Raw genomic sequence first — 18,897 nt, forward strand, 5'->3', positions numbered from 1 at the left:
GTTGAAGGGTTCGGGGGCTAGAGGGTAATAGGTCTGGGGCGGGGATGTCTTCTGCGACGGGGCAAGGCCCTGATTTCTGTTTGGCTGCCTGATGGTCCAGTGGTCAGGCCACTGGACGAAATGTACCGGACGGCGTGGGGCTTGGGAATCAGGAAGTAGGTGTTTTCGACGGTTTTCAGGGAAAACCACTAGCCATGTTCAGCCAGCAGCCGAGTCTGCACGCGCGGAAGCTCGATATGGACTTGCCGATGTTGGCCATCGTCTTCCAGCGTGATGATGCCGTCTTCCTGGATCACCCCATCTAGCGTGACGCGCGCGGCGCCATCGCCTTCGCCATCGGCCCGTTGCGCGGTCACCGTATAGGTGGAGCGGCCGTGCCGGTAGCTGAGCGTGAACGTGTTCCAGTCGCTGGGCAGGCAGGGCAAGAAGCTGAGCGTGCCGGCGCGCAGCCGCATCCCCAGCACAGACTCAAGGATCAGCCGGTACATCAGCCCGGAAGAGCCCGTGTACCAGGTCCAGCCCCCTCGGCCCAACTGTCCGGGCGTGGTGTAGATGTCGGCGGCCATGACGTAGGGTTCGACCTTGTAGCGCGCGGCGGCCGCTGGCGAGTCTGCATGGTGGATGGGGTTCAGCATGTGCAGAAGCGACCCAACGCGGGCCTCGTCGCGCAAGGTGCAGAAGGCCATGGCGGTCCAGATGGCGGCATGGGTGTACTGGCCGCCGTTTTCGCGCACGCCCGGCACATAGCCCCGGATGTAGCCCGGGTTCATCGGGGCGGCGTCAAACGAGGGCGTCAGCAGCCGGATGAGGCCAAGCTTGTCATCGACCAGCCGGTTGGCCACCGCCTGCATGGCGGACTGCGCGCGCTCCGGCGGGGCCACGCCGGACAGCACCGCCCAGCTTTGCGAAATGGAATCGATCTGGCATTCCAGGTTCTGCGCCGAGCCTAGCGGCGTGCCGTCGTCGAAATACGCCCGGCGATACCACTGGCCGTCCCAGCCGGCTTGCTCCAGGTCCAGCGCCAGTTGGCGCGCCACGGATTCGCAATAGGCGGCGAACGGCAGGTCGGCGTGCGCGCGTGCTACCCGGGCAAAGCGGTTCAGGGTGTCATGCAGGAAGAATCCCAGCCAGACGCTGACACCGCGGCCCGCATCGCCGACTTTGTCCATGCCGTCGTTCCAGTCGCAAGACCCGATCAGGGGCAAACCATGCATGCCAAATTGGCTCAAAGCGTGGTTCAGGGCGCGTGTGCAATGGGCGTAAAGCGTGGCGGACTCGCGCGACGGCTTGGGGTGATCGTAGTTGGACGATTCGCCCGGATTGAGCGCGCGGCCTTCGATAAAGCCCACGTCTTCCGTCAGCACGCCCATATCGCCCGTGAGTTCGACATAGTGGCTGACGGCGAATGGCAGCCACAGGTAATCGTCAGAGCAGCGCGTGCGCACGCCGCGATTGGAGGGCGGATGCCACCAATGCAGCACGTCGCCCTGGACGAATTGGCGGGCCGCGCTGCGCAACAGGTGTTCGCGCGTCAGTTCCGGGCGTGCCGTGGTCAGCGCCATCACGTCTTGCAACTGGTCTCGGAAGCCATACGCGCCGCCCGACTGATAGTGTCCGCTGCGCGCCCACATGCGGCATGCCAGGGTTTGGTAGAGCAGCCAGCCGTTGGCCAGCGTGTTCAAGGCGGCGTCGGGTGTTTGGATGCGCACGACGCCCAGCGTGTCGCGCCAATACTGCCGCACGGCTTCCAGTTCGTTGGCCGCCGCGCCGGCCTCGCGGTAGCGGCGCACGAGTTCGCTTGCGTGTTCCTTGCCTTGCGGCGACGCGCCCAAATGGAAAACCACCTGTTCTTCTTCGCCCTCATCCAGCGTGACGGGGACCTGGATGGCGGCGCACGGGTCCAGCGCGGCGCTGGTGCGTCCGGACAAGACGCTGCGGCGCAGCGCTTGCGGGTGCCGCAGCGTGCCGTTGCGGCCGATGAATTCCTTGCGGTCGCCGGTGACGCTGCGCGCAGCGCTGCTGGTGTCGAAGAACGCTACGTGCCGCGCGAAGTCGGTGTTGAAGCTATTGCGGGCAAACAGTGCGCCGGTCTGCGCATCGACTTCGGTCGTGACGTGCATGGCCGACTTGGAGCGCAGGTCGCCCAGCACCCATTCCACATACCCCGTGACCGACAAGCGGCGGCGTCGCCCTGAGCGGTTGCGCACGGTCAGGGAATAAAACTTCACGGGCGCTTCCAGGGCCACATGCACGCACAGCCGGGATTCGATACCGTCTTCCACATGCTCGAATACCGTGTAGCCAAAGCCATGGCGGGTGACATAGGCCGACGCGCCGCCTGCGGGATAAGGCGCGGCCGACCAGACGTGGCCGCTGATTTCGTCGCGCAGGTAGAAGGCTTCGCCGCAGACGTCAGTGACGGCGTCGTTGCGCCAGGGGGTCAGCCGGAATTCATGCGCGTTGCCGCTCCAGCTGTAGGCTTGTCCGCTTTCGGACACCACGGTGCCGAACTGGGCATTGGCGATGACGTTGACCCAGGGGGCGGGCGTGCGCTGATCGTCCGACGTGGTGATGACGTATTCCTCGCCGTCGGGCGTGAAGCCTCCCAGCCCGTTGCCGTGCAGCAGATCCGCGGGGGCCGCAGCAGGCGGAACATAGGCGCTGGGCGGCAAGGGCGGTGTCGACGTAACCAGGGGCGCGACACGGCTTTCAGGCAATGCCAGGCGGTTCACCTGGTTCGACAAGGACCCCAACGCATCGCTGAGCGACACCCGCGAGACGGCCAGCAGCAGCGTCCGGTCTTCTTCCGAAATCTGATCTCCCGGCCGCACAAAAATACCGCCCGGACGGTCGATGATGTGCGACTCCACCCCGGCGGATATCAAGCCCATCATGCGGTCTTGCAGGGCTTGACGGTAGCTGCCCGTGTCTTCGTTCCAGATCACCAGGTCCACCGCCACGCCTTTTTGCCGCCAGTAAGCGTGCGCCTGGACCAATTGACGGACCAGCTCAAAGTTGGCCGGGTCCTTGATGCGCAACAGCACAATGGGCAAATCGCCCGAGATCGCGTAGCCCCACAGCCCTGATTGCCCGCGGCGGTTCTTCAGCAGCGTGGCGGCGTCGGCGCGCAGCGCGGGGTTCTGATAGACGATGGCGTTGGCCAGGCGGGCGTACAACTGCGCATCCGCCTCGGTTGCGTTCAACTGCCGCACGATGACCTGGGCGTGCGTCCATGCCAGTTCCAGCGCACGGTCGGCCAGGTGGCGGTCTTGATACTTGCTGATCAAGTGGGTGCATGCGCTGCGGCTGTCGCCCACGCCTTGCACCAGATCAACCACGACGGTTTGTTCAGGCTGCAGCGTGATGGCGCAGCGGATGGCGGATACCGGCTCCAGCACCGACCCTTCGCTGCCCGACAGCGGGCCGCTTGCGTCCATGGCCCGCGGGTTGGCGGTGGAGCGGCCGCGGCCCAGGAACACCGCGCGGTCCGTTTCATAGGACGCGTCACCGGGCTTGCCGCCATGGATCGCCAGCAACTGGAACATCCACGGGGGGCTATCGGCGGGATTGCGGGCGCGCCGGGTGCTCAGAATGGCGCGCTCGGCCGGCAGAATTTCAGTTTGCACGAACAGGTTGCTGAAGGCGGGGTGCAGTTCGTCGGCCATGGCGGGCGCGATGACAATTTCGGTATAGCAAGTGACTTCCAGCGTGCGCGTTTCTCGGCTGCGGTTGGTCAGGTGGACGCGCCGCAATTCAATATCGTCTTCCGGGGAAACGACGATTTCGGTGTGCGTGTCGATCTCGTGGTCGGTGCGCTTGAATTCCGCGCGGCCTTCCGAAAAGATGACTTCGTAGTGATCGGGCCGTGTCAGGGTCGGTTGGAAAGCCGTGGACCAGAGCTTGCCGCTGATGGTGTCGCGCAGATAGCAAAAGGTGCCCCAGTTGTCGCAGGTGCTGTCTTCGCGCCACCGTGTGACGGCCAGATCTTTCCAGCGGCTGGAGCCCGCGCCGCTGTTGGTGACCATGACGTGATACCGGCCGTTGGACAGCAACTGCACTTCGGGGATGGGCGTGTCGGCGGTATCCAGCACGCGCACGGACACTTCGTTTTGCCCTGCGGGCGTGCTGCGGATGACGGCAAGTTCCGCTCCCTTGGAGTGGGCGGCCGCCGCCCGGGGCACGCGCTCTTGCAGCAGCAGCATCGTGGCCTGAAACGAGGGGTCCGCTTCGAAGCGCGCCTGCATCGTGCGCCCCAGCAACACGCTTGCCATAGACAGAAAGCCCATGCCCTGGTGATGGGCCATGTAGGCATAGATGATGGTGCTGCTTTTGCCGGGCGGCTGGCGGCGCGCGGTGTAGTCGACGGCTTCGTACAGGCCATAGCGGCCAAGCACTTTGTCTTTGGCCAGGCGTTGCAGGTTGCGGCAGGCGGCATCCGGCGCCACCATCAGCGCCAGCATCGACGCATAGGGGGCGACGACAACATCATCGGCCAAGCCGCGCTTGAGCCCCAGGCCGGGCACGCCGAACGCGCGGTACTGGTAGTTCATGGCGGCGTCGAACAGGTGGTAGGCGCTTTCGGACATGCCCCACGGAATGCCCAGCTTGTCGCCGTATTCGATCTGCGCGCGCACGGCGGACTGGCAGGTCTGGTCCAGCAGCGTGTGCGGGTAGGACGGCATGACAAGCCGGGGCATCAGGTATTCGAACATCGACCCGCTCCAGGACAGCAGCACAGGGCCGCCCGGGGAGTTGTTCAGCTGCCGGCCCAGCGCGAACCAGGTTTCCTGGGGCAACTGGCCTTGGGCGATGGCGACAAAGCTGCATAGCCGCGCCTCGGAGGCGAGCAGGTCGTACAGGCCTTCGTCGCGCCGGCGTTCCGTCAGGTTGTAGCCGATGGCCAGCAGGCGGCTGCCCTTGTCGTACAGAAAACCATATTCCGCCACGGCCATCTCGGCCGCGGTGGCGGCCAGCCGCTCAAGCACCGCGCACCGTTCGGCGGCGCGTTCGCCCGCCATGGCCACGGCCTGTTCGGTTTCCAGCAGCCAAAGGCGCTCGCCATCGGACGTGTCTTCTGCGGCCAGGCGCGCTCGCAGCGCCGGTAGCAGCGTGGCGCGCAGGCCGGCCACTTGCTGCAACGTGGGGATGGCCTGCAAGGCGGGCAGGCCGTCCCACGAGACGCCCGCGGGCGCGTCCCGCCATGGCGTGAACAGGGCCAGCTCGTCGCGCGCTTCTTCGCATTGGCGCAGCAGGGCTTGGCAGTGCCACAGGGCTTCGGCCTGGGCGGGGCCGGCGTAGCTGTCGAGCAGCCCGTAGGCCAGTTCGCGCACGCGGTCGATGCCTTGTTTGGCCTGGGCCAAGGTTTTTGAACCGTGCAGGGCCTTCAAGGCCTGATCCATCCGGTCCAACGGCGTATGGCGGTCGGCGGCGACATGTTCGCGCAGCACGCCCAGCGCGTCGGCCAGGCCATCAAAGGTGCGCGGATGCAGAATCGGCGCCTGGGCCAGCGCCAGCAGTCCCGGCCGCAGCGTCAGCAGGTGACCCGCCAGATTGCCGCTGTCTACCGTAGAGATGTAAAGCGGGTTCAGCGGTTTGAGCGTCAGGGTGTCGTACCAGTTATAGAAGTGGCCCAGGTAGCGGTCCAGCGTCGCCATGGTGCGCAGCGTTGCCTGCGTGCGTTCAAGCAGCCGGCTGGCTTGCAGGTAGCCGAAGTCGTAGGCGGCCAGGTTGGCCAGCAGGGCCAGGCCCAGGTTGGTGGGGGACGTGCGGTGTGCTGTGGTGGGCGCCGGGCGGTCCTGGACGTTGTCCGGGATCAGCCAGTTGTCTTCGGCGCCGCCGTGGCCGTCGAAAAAGGACCAGGTCTTGCGCGCCAGCAGCCGCAGGAATTGTTCCTGCGCGGGCGCCAACACCGCTTTCGCCACGGCAGGAGGCCGGCTCAGGCGCCGGGCGATCAGCGGCATCAACGCCCACAGCGCCAGCACCGGCAACGCGGCAGGCCAGGCGGACGGATTCCACCGCATGACGCAGGCGCCGATCGCCAGCGCAAGCAGCGGCGAGCCCCAGATGGACAACAGCAGGGGCCCGGCCCGCGTGGTGCCTTCGCGGTTGGTGACGCTGGACGGCTTCCATTCCAGCAGGCGCCGGCCCGATACCGTGAGCCGGTACAGGGTGCGCAAGATGGCGTCCAGGCTGTACAGCGCTTCGTGCGCCAGGCAGGCAAGCGCAAAGGCGGTGCGCGCAAGCTGCTGCAAGATCGAGGGCACCCAGCCGGCCAGATGCTGCGCCAGCACCACGTCTTCTTCTTTACGCACGGCGCCCATCGCCGACGCGAACAAGCCCGGCAGAAACAGCACCATCAGGCTGGCGGTGGTCCACAACCACGGATAGGGCAGCAGCGTCCAGCCCAGCGCCATCAGCAGCACCAGGCAAGGGGCGACCAGACTGCGCCGCAGATTGTCCAGGATCTTGCAGCGGGCCAGCCACGGCAGCGGCTGGCTGGCAGGCGCGCCGGGTGTCGCAGGCGGGCGGCCGAACAGCCAGCCCAGCAGTTGCCAGTCGCCGCGTATCCAGCGGTGGCGGCGGCTGACGTCTGACGCGTAGCGCGCAGGGTGGCCTTCAAACAGTTGCACATCACTGAGCAAACCCGAGCGCGCGTAGCAACCTTCAAGCAGGTCGTGGCTGAGCACCCGGTTGTCGGGGAAGCGGTCTTTCAGCGCCGCTTCGAACGCGTCCACTTCATAGATGCCCTTACCGATAAAGGAGCCTTCCTTGAAGATGTCCTGATAGACGTCGGACACGGTGTTTGTGTAGGGATCAATGCCGGCGTCCCCGCCATGCAGGCGTGCATAGGCGGAGCCGCTCAGGTCGGCCAGGCGGACTGCCACGCGCGGTTGCAGGATGCCGTAGCCGCGCGTGACCCGTTGCCGGGCCGCATCGAACCGGGGCTGATTCAGCGGATGCGCCATCGTGCCCACCAGCTTCCACGCGCTCTCGCGGGGCAGATCGGTATCGGTGTCCAGCGTAATGACGTACTTCACGCTGGGCAGCCAACCCAGATCGCCCACCAGGCAGGAAAACGCACCCTCGCCCTGACCGCGCAGCAGCCCGTTCAGGTCGGCAAGCTTGCCGCGTTTGCGTTCGCGGCCCATCCAGACCTGTTCCCGCTCGTTCCAGCGGCGCGGCCGATGCAACAGAAAGAACGGGCTACGGCCCAACTGCCGGTACTTGTGGTTCAGCGCCTGGATATGCGCTTTGGCGCGTTCCAGCAGCAAGGCATCGGCGGGCTGATGTTCGGTCTGCGCGTCGGCGAAATCCGTCAGCAGGCAAAAGCTGAGATTGTCTCCGGGGTTGGCCAGAAAGCGGATCTCCAGGGCTTCGCTCAGTTGTTCGCCGTCATCGGGTTCGATCAGCATGGACGGCACCGCGACCAGGCAACGCGCGTCGTCCGGAATGCGTTTGGCGTAGTCCATGCGCGGCAGCCGCAGCGGCCGCACGAGCCAGGTCAGCGCCCAGTTGACGATGGCCACGGCCAGATGGCTGGTCGCCACCACCGACAACACCGCAAGCGCCGCCAATGCCCACGGGCCGACGCCCGCCGCGTGTGCGATACCCACCAATATTGCGCTGGCGGCGGCCGTGAGCAGGACGATGGCGCCCGCGTAGCCGGCCAGCGCGCAAGCGGGAGACAGGCGCGCCAATTGCGCACGCAGGCTCTGTCTCACGGCCGCCTGTTGCACGAGCTCGCGCTGCCCCTGATCCGTCAGGTAGAAGCCAACGTGCGCGCGGCGAGGATCGGCGTCGGGGCTGGGGTCACTGGCCGCCGCTGACGCCAGCGCAATGGCCAGCTCGGCGATGTCGATCTCGGTATGGGGGGAAGCCTGGGACAGGCGCTCCACGCGGTGCCGGTAGCGATCCCGCGTGGAAAAGTCCATGTCGGCATAGACGCCGGCGGGGTCCTGGCGCAGCGTGCGTTCCACCAGGCTCACGTCTTCAACAAATTCGTTCCAGTTTGTCGTCGATAGCGCGCGCAGGCTGCCAATGCTGTTGCTGATGGATACCTGGTCCGCCGCCTGTTGCTGGTTTTCGGCCACCACCATGTACTCGATGGTCAGGTTCGACTGCGCCAGGCGCTGCTCGAACCACGTCAAGGGCAGCGCCAGCGCGGGGCCGTGCCCTTGCAGCCGCCGGGACAGTTCCGCCACGAAGGCGCCGTCGATGGGCGGATTCGAGCGCGCCATGTTGGCGATGACCAGGATCAGGCTGGTAGGGTCTTCTTCGGCCGCTTTGCGCATGGCGTCGGCCCAGGTGTCGGCCAGCCCGCGGTTCATATTGGCGTAGGCCAGGCGGATGGCCACGCGGCGCAGATTCTCGATCAGGGCCAGCCGCATCATGATGGGGATGGCCCACAGTTCGCCCAATTGCAGCGGCGCCACCGTCTGATAGGCGCTGACGAATGCGTTGATGCCCGCGGCATCGATCCGCGCATCGCTATGCGAAATCATTTCCAACGCAATGTCGTAGGCGCGCGGCAAGCCCTGTGACGGCCCCGCTGACAGCTTGGGCAGGCTGCGGCTGTAGCCCTTGGGCAGATGGCGCTTGGCCAGCCGGATCTGCTCTTCGATCAGGTAGAAGTTGTCCAGCAGCCATTCATCGGCGGGCGTGATCTGGCGGCTTTGCTGCATGGATTCCATCAGCAGCGCGCAGGCTTCGCCCAGCAAGGTCTGGTTTTCGGTCAGGCGAGGCAGCAACTTGTCTTGCCCGCTGAAGGCGCCTACCACGTGCTCGTGCGCCAGCGCCTGGCCGTGCGCTTCCATTTGCGCGGCGTTGAACAGTTCGGCGCGCAAGGGAGGTTCGCTCTTGGCGGCGCTAAGCGTCGGCTTGCTGCGGGCGAACAGGTCTATCCACTCGGGGGCGGCCTCTAGCGAGGGCCAATCTATGGGTTTCATCGATACGTGGCCATGGGGATTCCGTCGGGGCAGCGCGCCGCCCGGGCGGGCGGCGTCCCCACCATAGAGTGACCATGCGCGCGCGCGAGCTCTGTGCGCTACCGCACGGACGGCGTGCGCCGCTTGTGACATAACCGACCCAAACCCCGGCTAGGCGCGGGCGCAACGTCGCGACGCAGGCAGGCCGGAATGGAGGTGCGCAGGCCATGGACAGACAAGCATCAGCGGGTCAGGGCGACGCCGCAACGAGCCCGGCGACCCCTGCGGGTCCCCCTTGGGCGGCGCTGTCGGGCGAGGCGGATGCGATGCGCGCCATGCATCTACGCGCCTTGTTCCTTGAGGACGCCAACCGGGGAGAGCGGCTGACGCTGGAAGCGGCCGGATGGTATCTGGATTACTCCAAACAACGCGTCACCCCCGCGACCCTGCAATGGCTGGTAGAGCTGGCCACCGAACGCGGCGTGCGGGCGCGCATTGACGCCATGTTCAACGGCGAGGCCATCAATGTCAGTGAACACCGGTCCGCACTGCACACCGCGCTGCGGCTGCCCGCGGGCGCCAGCATGCAGATCGATGGCCGGGAAGTTGCGCCCGCCGTGCAGCGGGTGCGCAACCGGATGGCCGAGTGGGCCAACGCCGTGCGCGCTGGAACCTGCCTGGGCGGCACGGGTAAACCCATCCGCAACATCGTCAACGTGGGGATTGGCGGGTCGGCCATCGGTGTGGAGATGGCTTGCGCCGCGTTGCAGCACTACGCGCAACCCGGCCTGAATATCCGCTTCGTATCCAACATGGACGGGGCGGACTTCCAGCAGGCGACGCACGATCTGGATGCGCGCGAAACCCTGTTCGTCCTGTGTTCAAAGTCATGGCACACCGCCGAAACCCGCTACAACGCGGCCGCCGCGCGCACCTGGTGCCGGGAAAGCATGCACGACGAATCCGCTGTGGCGGCCCACTTCCTGGCCGTCACCGGCAACCCGGGCGCGGCCATTCAAGAGGGAATCGCGCCTTTTCGGGTGTTCGACATCTGGGACTGGGTCAACGGACGTTTCTCGCTGTGCTCGGCCATGGGCTTTACGCTGATGGCCGCGATCGGGCCCGAGGGTTTTGATGACATGCTGGCCGGCTGTCATCAGATGGATATGCACTTTCACGATGCGCCGCTTGCGCGGAACCTGCCCGTCATGCACGCGCTGCTGAGCGTGTGGAACAACAATTTCCTGGACGCCCGAACCGTCGCCATCCTGCCTTACGACCACTATCTGCGTCGTTTTCCGTCGTACGTGCAGCAATTGATGATGGAGAGCAACGGTAAATCCGTCACGCAGGACGGGGCGGATGTCGCGGGCCACACCAGCCCGGTGTATTGGGGCGCGAGCGGAACGAACGGCCAGCATTCATTTCACCAGCTGCTGCATCAGGGCAGCCAGTGCGTGCCGTGCGACTTCATCGGATTTCTGACGCCGCTTGCGGCCTCACCCCGGCAGCATGACGCGCTGCTGGCCAATATGTTTGCGCAGGCCGAGGCGCTGGCGTTTGGCCAACCCGTGGCCGACGGCGGTGAAGCGGCCCCGGCGGCGCGGCACCGCCACGTGGCCGGCAACCGTCCCAGCAACACCCTGTTGGCCAAGCGGCTGACGCCGCGCACGCTGGGCGCGCTGGTTGCGCTGTATGAGCACAGCGCCTTTACCCAAGGCGTCATCTGGAACATCGATTCGTTCGATCAATGGGGCGTGGAATTGGGCAAGACGCTGGCCTTGCGTATTGTCCAGGAGCTTGAAGCGGGCACCACCGGCATGCAAAACCACGACAGCTCCACCCGCACGCTGATGCAGAAAACCCTGGATGCCCGGCTTGGCTAAAGGGATGAGGAGGAGGGGGGGAGGGATGGCGCGCCAAGAGTGCGCTACCCTGGGATGACTCCGTTCGGTAGCGCACATAGCGCTTGCCGATTACCCCTGCCGAGCGGGTAAGGCCTATCGGAGCCCCTTCGGATGGCGTCCCGAGCATCGGGGCGCTGCAATGAGGCTTGTTGCAGGGAGCCATCATGCCTGACACCCACCATCCCACCCAGAATCATCTGCTGGCGGCGTTGCCGCCTGATGAAATGGATCGCCTGTTCCCGCAGCTTGAACGGGTCGCCATGCCGCTGGGCAAGGCGTTGTACGAACCCGGCGGACGCATGCGCCATGTTTGCTTTCCCATCGACTGCATCGTGTCGCTGTTGTGCGTGATGGAAGACGGCGCATCCACCGAAATCGCCGTGGTCGGCAACGAGGGCATTGTCGGTATCTCGTTGTTCATGGGCGGCGAAACCACGCCCAGCCGCGCCATCGTGCAAAGCGCCGGGTCGGCCTACCAACTGAAGGGCCAGGTGCTGAAAGACGAGTTCTATCGCGGCGGCCCCATGCAGCATCTGCTGTTGCGCTACACGCAGGCGCTGTTGACGCAAATGGCGCAGACCGCCGTCTGCAACCGGCATCACTCGCTGGACCAGCAGCTTTGCCGGTGGTTGCTGCTGAGCCTGGACCGGCTGCGTTCAAACGAAATCATCATGACGCAGGAACTCATCGCCAACATGTTGGGTGTGCGCCGGGAAGGCGTGACGGAAGCGGCCGGGCATTTGCAGGAAGCCGGCCTGATCCGATACCGGCGAGGCCACATCGCCGTCACCGACCGGCCCGGCCTGGAGGCTCGCGTGTGCGAGTGCTATACCGTCGTCCGCCAAGAATACGAACGCCTGCTTGGCCAAGCGCTGACGTGATGCGCCCCTGACCTGGAATCCGGAACCTGGAGCAGAATGTGCCGCACCTCCCACCCATGCCTGAAGGCGTGTCCAATCGGCTGCTGGACGCATTGCCAGAGGCCGAACGGACGCCCTTGCTGGATCGGTTCGACCGCGTTGAGCTGGAATTTGGCCAATGCCTGTTGCAGCCCGGCGGGCAGATGGCGGATGTCTATTTCCCGGCGGGCAGCTATATCTCGCTGATTCTGCCGTCCAAGCGCGGGGTGGCGCTGGAAGTCGGCCTGATCGGCAACGAGGGCATGTGGAGCGTCGACGTGGCCTTGGGAATCAATGTCTCGCAACTGCGCGCGGTGGTGCAGGGCAGCGGCGTGGCGCTGCGGATGCCGTCCGACCGCTTCCGCCACGAAATGGCGGTCAGCAACGCGTTGCGTGAATTGATCAACCGCTACACCGGGGTGACGTTGCAGCAGCTGGCCCAGGCCGCGGCGTGCATGCATTCCCATCTGGTCGAAGGCCGGCTGGCGCGTTGGCTGCTGATGACGCAAGACCGCGCGCACGCCGACCACTTCCACCTGACGCACGAGTATCTGGCGCACATGCTGGGCGTGCGCCGGGTGGGCGTCACCGTGGCCGCCTCGGCCTTGCAGCAACGCAAGCTGATTGCGTACCACCGTGGGCATATCGCCATCCTGGACCGCGTGGGCCTGGAAGTCGCCGCGTGCGACTGCTATGCGGCAGACCTGCTGAGCTACGCGCTGCACTTACACTGCGCGGCGTTGCCCCGGTAGCTTCACCTCAAGCACGGATGCAAACAGCCGCTGCGTATATGGGTGTTGCGGCGCATCGAAGACTTGCGCCGTCGTGCCGGCTTCCACCACTTTGCCTTGTTGCAGCACGTACAGGCGGTCAACCATATGGCCGACGACGCCCAGGTTGTGGCTGATCAACAGCAAGGCCAAACCCAAGTCCCTCCGCAAGTCTTGCAGCAGGTTCAGAATCTGCGCCTGCACCGACACGTCCAGCGCCGAGGTCGGTTCATCGCAAATCAGCAGCGGCGGCCGCAACGCCAGTGCGCGGGCGATGGCCACGCGTTGTCGCTGGCCGCCCGACAGTGCATGCGGATACGCGCCGCGCGTGCGGGCAGGCAGGCCCACTTGATCCAGCAGCCGGGTGGTTTCGGTGGCAATGTTCACGGATTCGCCCCGGCCCGCACGCAGCCGCAGCGGCAGGGCGAGCAGGCGTTCGACTGTGTAGCTCGGGTTCAGTGACCCGTACGGGTCTTGAAACACTGGCTGCACGATGCGGGCGATTTGCTGGCGCGACAAGCCGGCAATCGGTTCGCCACCGAGCTGGACAGCGCCCGCGCTGGGCGCGTCCAGACCCAGCAGGAGTTTCGCCAGCGTGCTTTTTCCAGAACCCGATTCCCCCACAATGCCCACCGCTTCGCCCGCGTTGATGTGGACCGACACGGCGTCCAGCGCGGTGTGGACGTCGGCCGGTTTCCAGAAGGCGGTGCGGCGGGTGTAGCGGCGGGTCAGGGCGTCAGCCCGAACCAGGGCGGTCGTGGTCATGGGCGCGCCTCGAAGGGAGCATGGCAGCGGCGCAGGCGCTGGCTGTCGTAAGCGGTCAGCATGGGCGGCGGCCCGGCGCAGAGGTCAGCTGCGTGACGGCAGCGGGGCGCGAACACGCAGGCGTCCGGCGTTTGCGTCAGCGCCGGCACCACGCCGGGAATGATGGCCAGGCGTTCGGACGAGACCCGCCGCGTCACTTGCGGAATGCTGTCCAGCAAACCTTGCGTGTACGGATGCGCAGGGGCCGACAGCACCTGCGCCGTGGGGCCGGATTCCACGATCTGGCCGGCGTACATCACCGACACATCGTCCGTGTAGTGCGACACCACGCCCAAGTCGTGCGTAATCAGCAAGACGGCCAGGCCCATTTCCTGTTGCAGCGTCTTCAGCAATTCCAGGATCTGCTTCTGAATGGTGACGTCCAGCGCGGTCGTGGGTTCGTCGGCGATGATCAATTCCGGCTCGCACATCAAGGCCATCGCGATCAGCACACGCTGGCGCATGCCGCCAGACAGCTCATGCGGGTACTGGTCCAGGCGCGCGGGGCCATTGGAAATGCCGACGCGGTCCAGCAGATGCAGCGCACGTGTACGCGCAGCCGCCGCGCCATCCGCGCGATGGCTGCGGTACACGGTCATCAGCTGTTGGCCGATGGTGAACGTGGGGTTCAACGCCGTCATGGGCTCCTGGAACACCATGGCGATGCGGTCGCCGCGCAACGCATTCATCTGGCGGTCGCGGGCGGTGAGCAGGTCCACGCCATCAAACGTCATGCGTTGGGCGTCGACGCGCGCGCCGCGCGGCAGCAGCTGCAATAGGCTCAACGCCGTCAGCGATTTGCCGCAGCCACTTTCGCCAACCAGCCCCAGCGTTGCCCCGCGTTCAATGCGCAGGTCAATGCCGCGTACCGCTTGCAGCAGCCCCGCGCGGGTGGGAAGGGAAATGCGCAGGTCCCGCACATCCAGCACGGGCGCAGTGTGGGAAGCCGTCATCATGATTCCCGCCGCGTGCGCAGGCCGTCGCCCGTCAGGTTGATGCCCAGCACCAGCAGTAACAGCGCCGCGCCGGGCAGCGCGATCAGCCAGGGGCTGAAGAACATGAATGACTTGGCTTCGGACAGCATCAGCCCCCAAGACGGATAGGGGGCCGGCACGCCCAGCCCCAGAAAGGACAGCGCGGCCTCAACCAGAATGGCGTGCGCCATTTCAACGGTGGCGATCACCAGCAGCGGCCCGCGGATGTTCGGCAGAATTTCGCGCACCAGAATGTGCCAGTGCGAGCACCCCATGGCGCGCGCGGCCGTCACGTAGTCGGCGTTGCGTAACTGCATGGCGGCACTGCGCGCCACCACCGCAAAGTGATCCCACAGCAACAGGCCCAGCACCAGAATCACGGTGGTGAGCGAATTGCCCGTCACCGACACAATGGCCAGCGCCGCCAGCACGATGGGCATGCTGATACGCGTGTTGATGATGAAGCTGATGACGGCATCCGCCACGCCGCCCGCATAGCCCGCAATCAGCCCCAAGGTAATGCCGATGAAGCCCGACACCAGCACCACCGCAAAACCGATCGCCAGCGAGATCCGGGCGCCATAGACCAGCCGCGCCAGATAATCACGGCCCAGCTGATCCGTGCCCAGCCAGTGCGCGGGCAAGGTCTTGTCGTGCCAGAACGGTTGCGCCAAGCGCTGGCCCAATGACTGCGTGAACGGATCATTTGGCAGCAGCATCGGCCCGAACACGGCAATCAGCGCCAGCGCGGCGATGATCGCCACGCCGCAATAAAACCCCAGTCGGCGCGGCATCACGAGGCCGCCCGCTTCAGCCGGGGGTCTAGCAGGGTGTTCAGTACATCAGACAGAAAGGTCAACACAATATAAGTCAGTGAAATCATCAGGACGACGGCCTGGATGACGGGCATGTCGGCGCGGATCATCGACTGCCACGCCAGATAACCAATGCCGTGGATGGCGAAGATGGACTCAATCACGATGGAGCCGCCCAGCATGAAACCGAACTGCACCGCGCCCAGCGACACGACGGGCAACAGCGCGTTGCGCAGCGCGCTCTTGAACAGGATGACGCGCGTGGGCAGGCCCATGGCGCGCGCGGTGCGGATGTAGTCGGATTCCAGCGCCTGCACCATGCCGCTGCGGGTCAGGCGGGTCAGCGCCGGCAGCGCGTACAGGCTGAGCGCGACCGTGGGCATGACGTAATGCGCCAGCGTGCCGCTGCCCGAAATCGGCAGCCAGCGCAGCTTCACGCCGAAGAAGATGATCAGCAGCAGCGCCGCCCAGAAACTGGGCATGGCCTGCACGACGGCGGTCACGAACGACACGACGCGGTCGGTCCAGCCGCCGCGATTGGCGGCCGCCATCACGCCAGCAGGCACCGCCACCGCCAGCGCCACCAGAATGGCTGTCAGCGCCAGCAGGGCGGTGACGCCCACGCGATCCGCCAACATGCGCGACACGGGTTCGCCCGTCAGTTGCGACGTGCCCAGGTCGCCCGCCAGCAGCCGCCCCAGATACGCGGCGTAGCGTTCAGGCAGCGGCCGGTCTAACGCATAGCGCACGCGCAGCGCTTGCAGGTCGGCCTCGGTGGCGCTGTCGCCTGCCAGCGCCAGCGCGGGGTCCACCGCCACGTTCGACAACACGAAACACAACAAGGAAACCGTCAGCGCCACCATCAGGCCTAAGCCGGCGCGCCGCAAAAGCAAAGAGAGCATGGCGGTTTACTTGGCGGCCCAGCCCAGCTGATAGAAGCGCGGGATGCCATCGGGCGACGGCTGATAGGCCAGACGCTTGTCGGTGGCGTAGCCCACCACAATGGTGTGCATCGGCACGAAGTAGGCGCGTTCGGCGGCCAGCTTGATGGCGTGCGAATATTCCGCGCGGCGCGTTTTTTCGTCGATGGCGTTGTCGGCGCGCTGCAGAATGTCGCGCAGTTCGGCGTCGTGGAAGCCGTCTTGCGGGCTGAAGTTGAAAAAGGCCGACAGCGATGCCGACGTATCGAACATCGACGACGAGCCCCAGTCGCCATACCAAAGGTCCAGCTTGCCTTCCCGCCACTTGCTGAAGCTGGCGCGCGATTGCAGCATTTCCAGATTCGCGTCGATGCCGACGGCGGCCAGATACGCCTTCACGGCTTCGGCGCGCGGACGGTCACGGAATGACGACAGACTGACCTTGAAGCCTTTGGGGTAGCCGGCCTGCGCCAGCAGTTCGCGGGCGCGGGCCGGGTTGTAGTCATAGACCACGGCAGCCGCTTCGTCGCAACCGAATTGCAGCGGATGGCACAGTGTGGCCAACTGCTTGCCTTCGCCGCCCAGCAGCGTTTCCACTATTTTCTTGCGGTCGATGGCGTGGTTGATGGCCTGGCGCACACGCACGTCTTTCAACGGGCTGTTCTCGCCGCTGGCGCGGCCGCGCGCATCCAGCAGGATGGTGGCGATGGTCAGCGTGGAACCGAATTGCGCCTGGATCGTCGGCACGGCCTGCAACGCCGGAATCTGGTCGGCGGACAGGTTCCACGTCCAGTCCACGCTGCCGCCGATCACTTCGGCGATGCGCGTGGCTTCATCGGGGATGACGCGCACGGTCACGCGGTCCAGTTTCGCCACGCCCTTGGCGCCGCCAAAATAGGCCTTGTTCTTCTCCAACACGTATTCGTTGCCGCGTGCGGCGGCCAGCTTGAAGGGGCCGGTGCCTACCGGCTGCTTGCCAAACGCCTGCTGCCCGACCTTTTCGAAATAGGCCTTGGGGAAAATCGCCAGCGACCCGGACACGAATTCCAATGCTGCGGGGAAAGGCGCCTTGGACGTAATGCGCACCTTGTGGTCATCCACCTTTTCCACGCTGGCAATCCAGTCCAGCCAGTTGGCCGACCGCGCGCCCGATTCGGGGCGGGCGTAGTACTGCAAGGTGAAGACCACGTCGTCCGCCGTGAAGGCGTCGCCGTTGTGGAAGGTGACGCCTTGGCGCAAGTCGAATTCCCACGTCTTGTCGTCAATGCGGCGCCACGCGGTGGCCAGCGACGGCTCGTACTCACCGGTTGCCAGATTGCGTTCGATCAGTGTGTCGTACAGCTGGCGCGAGGCCACGATGCCTTCGCGCGCCGTGCTCAGGTACGCGTCGAAGCTCGGCATTTCTTCCGTCAGCGCCACGACAGCGGTGTTGTCTTGCGGGCCTGCATACGCAGGATGACCCAGGATGAACGCCGCTGCGAGCGCACCACGAACTGCCGACTTGCCAAACGAGAACATGAGACCAACCGCTTGAGGTTTTACAGGACGAGCGATGCTACAGGAGCGAACACGCAGCGCTTAGCCGTATTTGCTATGTCGATATGTCGAATCGATCGCCCGGCGCGGGGGCCTTTCTTGCCATAATCCGCGTCTTTGTTTTCGCCCGTGGCCGAGCGTCGGCACGGCGCACGCAGCCCTTGAAGGAACCCGCATGAACGCAGTAGCAGAAGACACCTTGAACGAGGTCGTCGCCGAAGCCGGCGAGTGGCGCCGCCGATTCCACGCCGCGCCCGAGCTGCGTTATGAAGAGCACGGCACCGCCGCCTTCATCGCCGACAAGCTGCACGCATTCGGCTTTGACCGCGTTGAAACGGGCATCGGCAAGACGGGCGTGGTGGGGGTGCTGCGCGGGCGGCGCGCGGGCCCGGGACGCAACATTGGCCTGCGTGCGGACATGGACGCCTTGCCCATCCATGAAGCCAACGACGTGGCGCACAAGTCGCGCCACGCCGGCATCATGCACGCCTGCGGCCACGACGGCCATAGCGCCACCTTGCTGGCCGCAGCGCGCTACTTGTCGGCAGACCGCGACTTCGCAGGCACCGCCGTCTTCATCTTCCAACCGGCTGAAGAGGGCGGGGCGGGCGGCAAGGCCATGATCGACGATGGCCTCTTCACGCGCTTTGACGTCGACGAGGTGTATGGCCTGCACAACATGCCGAACCTGGCGCTGGGCAAATTTTCGACGACCGTCGGCCCGGTGACATCCGCCTCTGACCGCTTCACCATCGACATCGAAGGCCGGGGCAGCCATGCGTCGCGCCCGCAGGAAGGCGTGGACACCGTCATCGTCGGCACGCAGATCGTGAATGCGTTGCAGACGATTGTGTCGCGCAATGTGCATCCGCACGAAAGCGCGGTGGTGTCGATCACCATGTTCCATGCCGGCGAAACCGACAACGTGATTCCGCAGAAGGCGCAGTTGCGCGGTACCGTGCGCACCTTCAACCCGGTCATTCAGGACACGGTGCAAACGCGCATGAAGGAAGTGATCGCAGGCATCGCCGGCACCTTCGGCGCCACGGCCAAGCTCACGTATCTGCGCGACTACCCGGTGACGTTGAACCATGCGGATCAGACGGCGCATGCGGTGCGCATTGCCCGTGACTTGGTTGGCGTTGACCGCGTGGTCGACAATATGAAACCGGTGATGGGCGGCGAGGATTTCTCGTTTATGCTCCAGGAAAAGCCCGGCGCGTTCGTCTTCTTCGGCAACGGCCCGTCGTTCGGCTTGCACACGCCCAACTACGATTTCAATGATCAAGCCATCAGCCATGGCGCGGCGTTCTGGATCAGGCTGGTCCAGGACCGCGGCACGCTCTGA

10 protein-coding genes are annotated in these 18,897 nt (G+C 65.5%); 4 read left to right on the plus strand and 6 right to left on the minus strand.

Translation table 11 applies throughout. The features are described 5' to 3' along the window. Nucleotides 1-188 precede the first annotated feature (188 nt). Nucleotides 189-8,945, minus strand: a complete 8,757-nt coding sequence (locus HV765_RS02840) for a glycoside hydrolase family 94 protein (RefSeq protein ID WP_175168707.1) — start codon at nucleotides 8,943-8,945, stop codon at nucleotides 189-191. Between the two features lie 206 nt (nucleotides 8,946-9,151). Here HV765_RS02840 and pgi point away from each other — a divergent pair, with 206 nt between their 5' ends. From pgi to HV765_RS02855, 3 genes are all read left to right on the plus strand, one after another. Further along, nucleotides 9,152-10,810 (plus strand): glucose-6-phosphate isomerase, encoded by a 1,659-nt coding sequence (gene pgi / locus HV765_RS02845; protein ID WP_175168708.1) that lies wholly within the window; start codon nucleotides 9,152-9,154, stop codon nucleotides 10,808-10,810. A gap of 185 nt (nucleotides 10,811-10,995) precedes the next feature. Further along, nucleotides 10,996-11,712 carry a Crp/Fnr family transcriptional regulator gene (locus HV765_RS02850; RefSeq protein ID WP_175168709.1) on the plus strand — a complete coding sequence of 239 codons (717 nt, stop codon included), beginning with the start codon at nucleotides 10,996-10,998 and terminating at the stop codon, nucleotides 11,710-11,712. Nucleotides 11,713-11,750: 38 nt separating this feature from the next. Next, a complete protein-coding gene (locus tag HV765_RS02855; protein ID WP_254600412.1) occupies nucleotides 11,751-12,482 on the plus strand; it encodes a Crp/Fnr family transcriptional regulator in 732 nt (243 codons plus the stop codon). Here HV765_RS02855 and HV765_RS02860 read toward each other — a convergent pair. Genes HV765_RS02860 through HV765_RS02880 form a run of 5 tightly spaced genes read right to left on the minus strand, consistent with a single transcriptional unit; the run spans nucleotide 12,456 to nucleotide 17,531 of the window. Then, nucleotides 12,456-13,265, minus strand: a complete 810-nt coding sequence (locus HV765_RS02860; RefSeq protein ID WP_054426812.1) for an ABC transporter ATP-binding protein — start codon at nucleotides 13,263-13,265, stop codon at nucleotides 12,456-12,458. The two genes, HV765_RS02855 and HV765_RS02860, sit on opposite strands and share 27 nt — an antisense overlap. Further along, nucleotides 13,262-14,257, minus strand: coding sequence for an ABC transporter ATP-binding protein (locus tag HV765_RS02865; RefSeq protein ID WP_175169479.1), 996 nt, complete (start codon nucleotides 14,255-14,257; stop codon nucleotides 13,262-13,264). The genes HV765_RS02860 and HV765_RS02865 overlap by 4 nt, the downstream gene beginning before the upstream one ends. Next, nucleotides 14,257-15,072 (minus strand): ABC transporter permease, encoded by an 816-nt coding sequence (locus HV765_RS02870; protein WP_175168710.1) that lies wholly within the window; start codon nucleotides 15,070-15,072, stop codon nucleotides 14,257-14,259. Before HV765_RS02870 ends, HV765_RS02865 begins: the two co-directional genes overlap by 1 nt. Next, complete coding sequence (locus tag HV765_RS02875; protein ID WP_175168711.1) at nucleotides 15,072-15,995, minus strand: ABC transporter permease; 924 nt, start codon at nucleotides 15,993-15,995, stop codon at nucleotides 15,072-15,074. The genes HV765_RS02870 and HV765_RS02875 overlap by 1 nt, the downstream gene beginning before the upstream one ends. Before the next feature lie 6 nt (nucleotides 15,996-16,001). After that, entirely contained in the window at nucleotides 16,002-17,531 is a 1,530-nt protein-coding gene (locus HV765_RS02880) for an ABC transporter substrate-binding protein (protein WP_175168712.1), read from the minus strand. 193 nt (nucleotides 17,532-17,724) lie between these two features. Here HV765_RS02880 and HV765_RS02885 point away from each other — a divergent pair, with 193 nt between their 5' ends. After that, a complete protein-coding gene (locus HV765_RS02885) occupies nucleotides 17,725-18,897 on the plus strand; it encodes a M20 aminoacylase family protein (RefSeq protein WP_175168713.1) in 1,173 nt (390 codons plus the stop codon).

The sequence above is a fragment of the Achromobacter kerstersii genome (assembly GCF_902859595.1).
GTDB classification, from domain to species: Bacteria; Pseudomonadota; Gammaproteobacteria; order Burkholderiales; family Burkholderiaceae_B; genus Achromobacter; species Achromobacter kerstersii.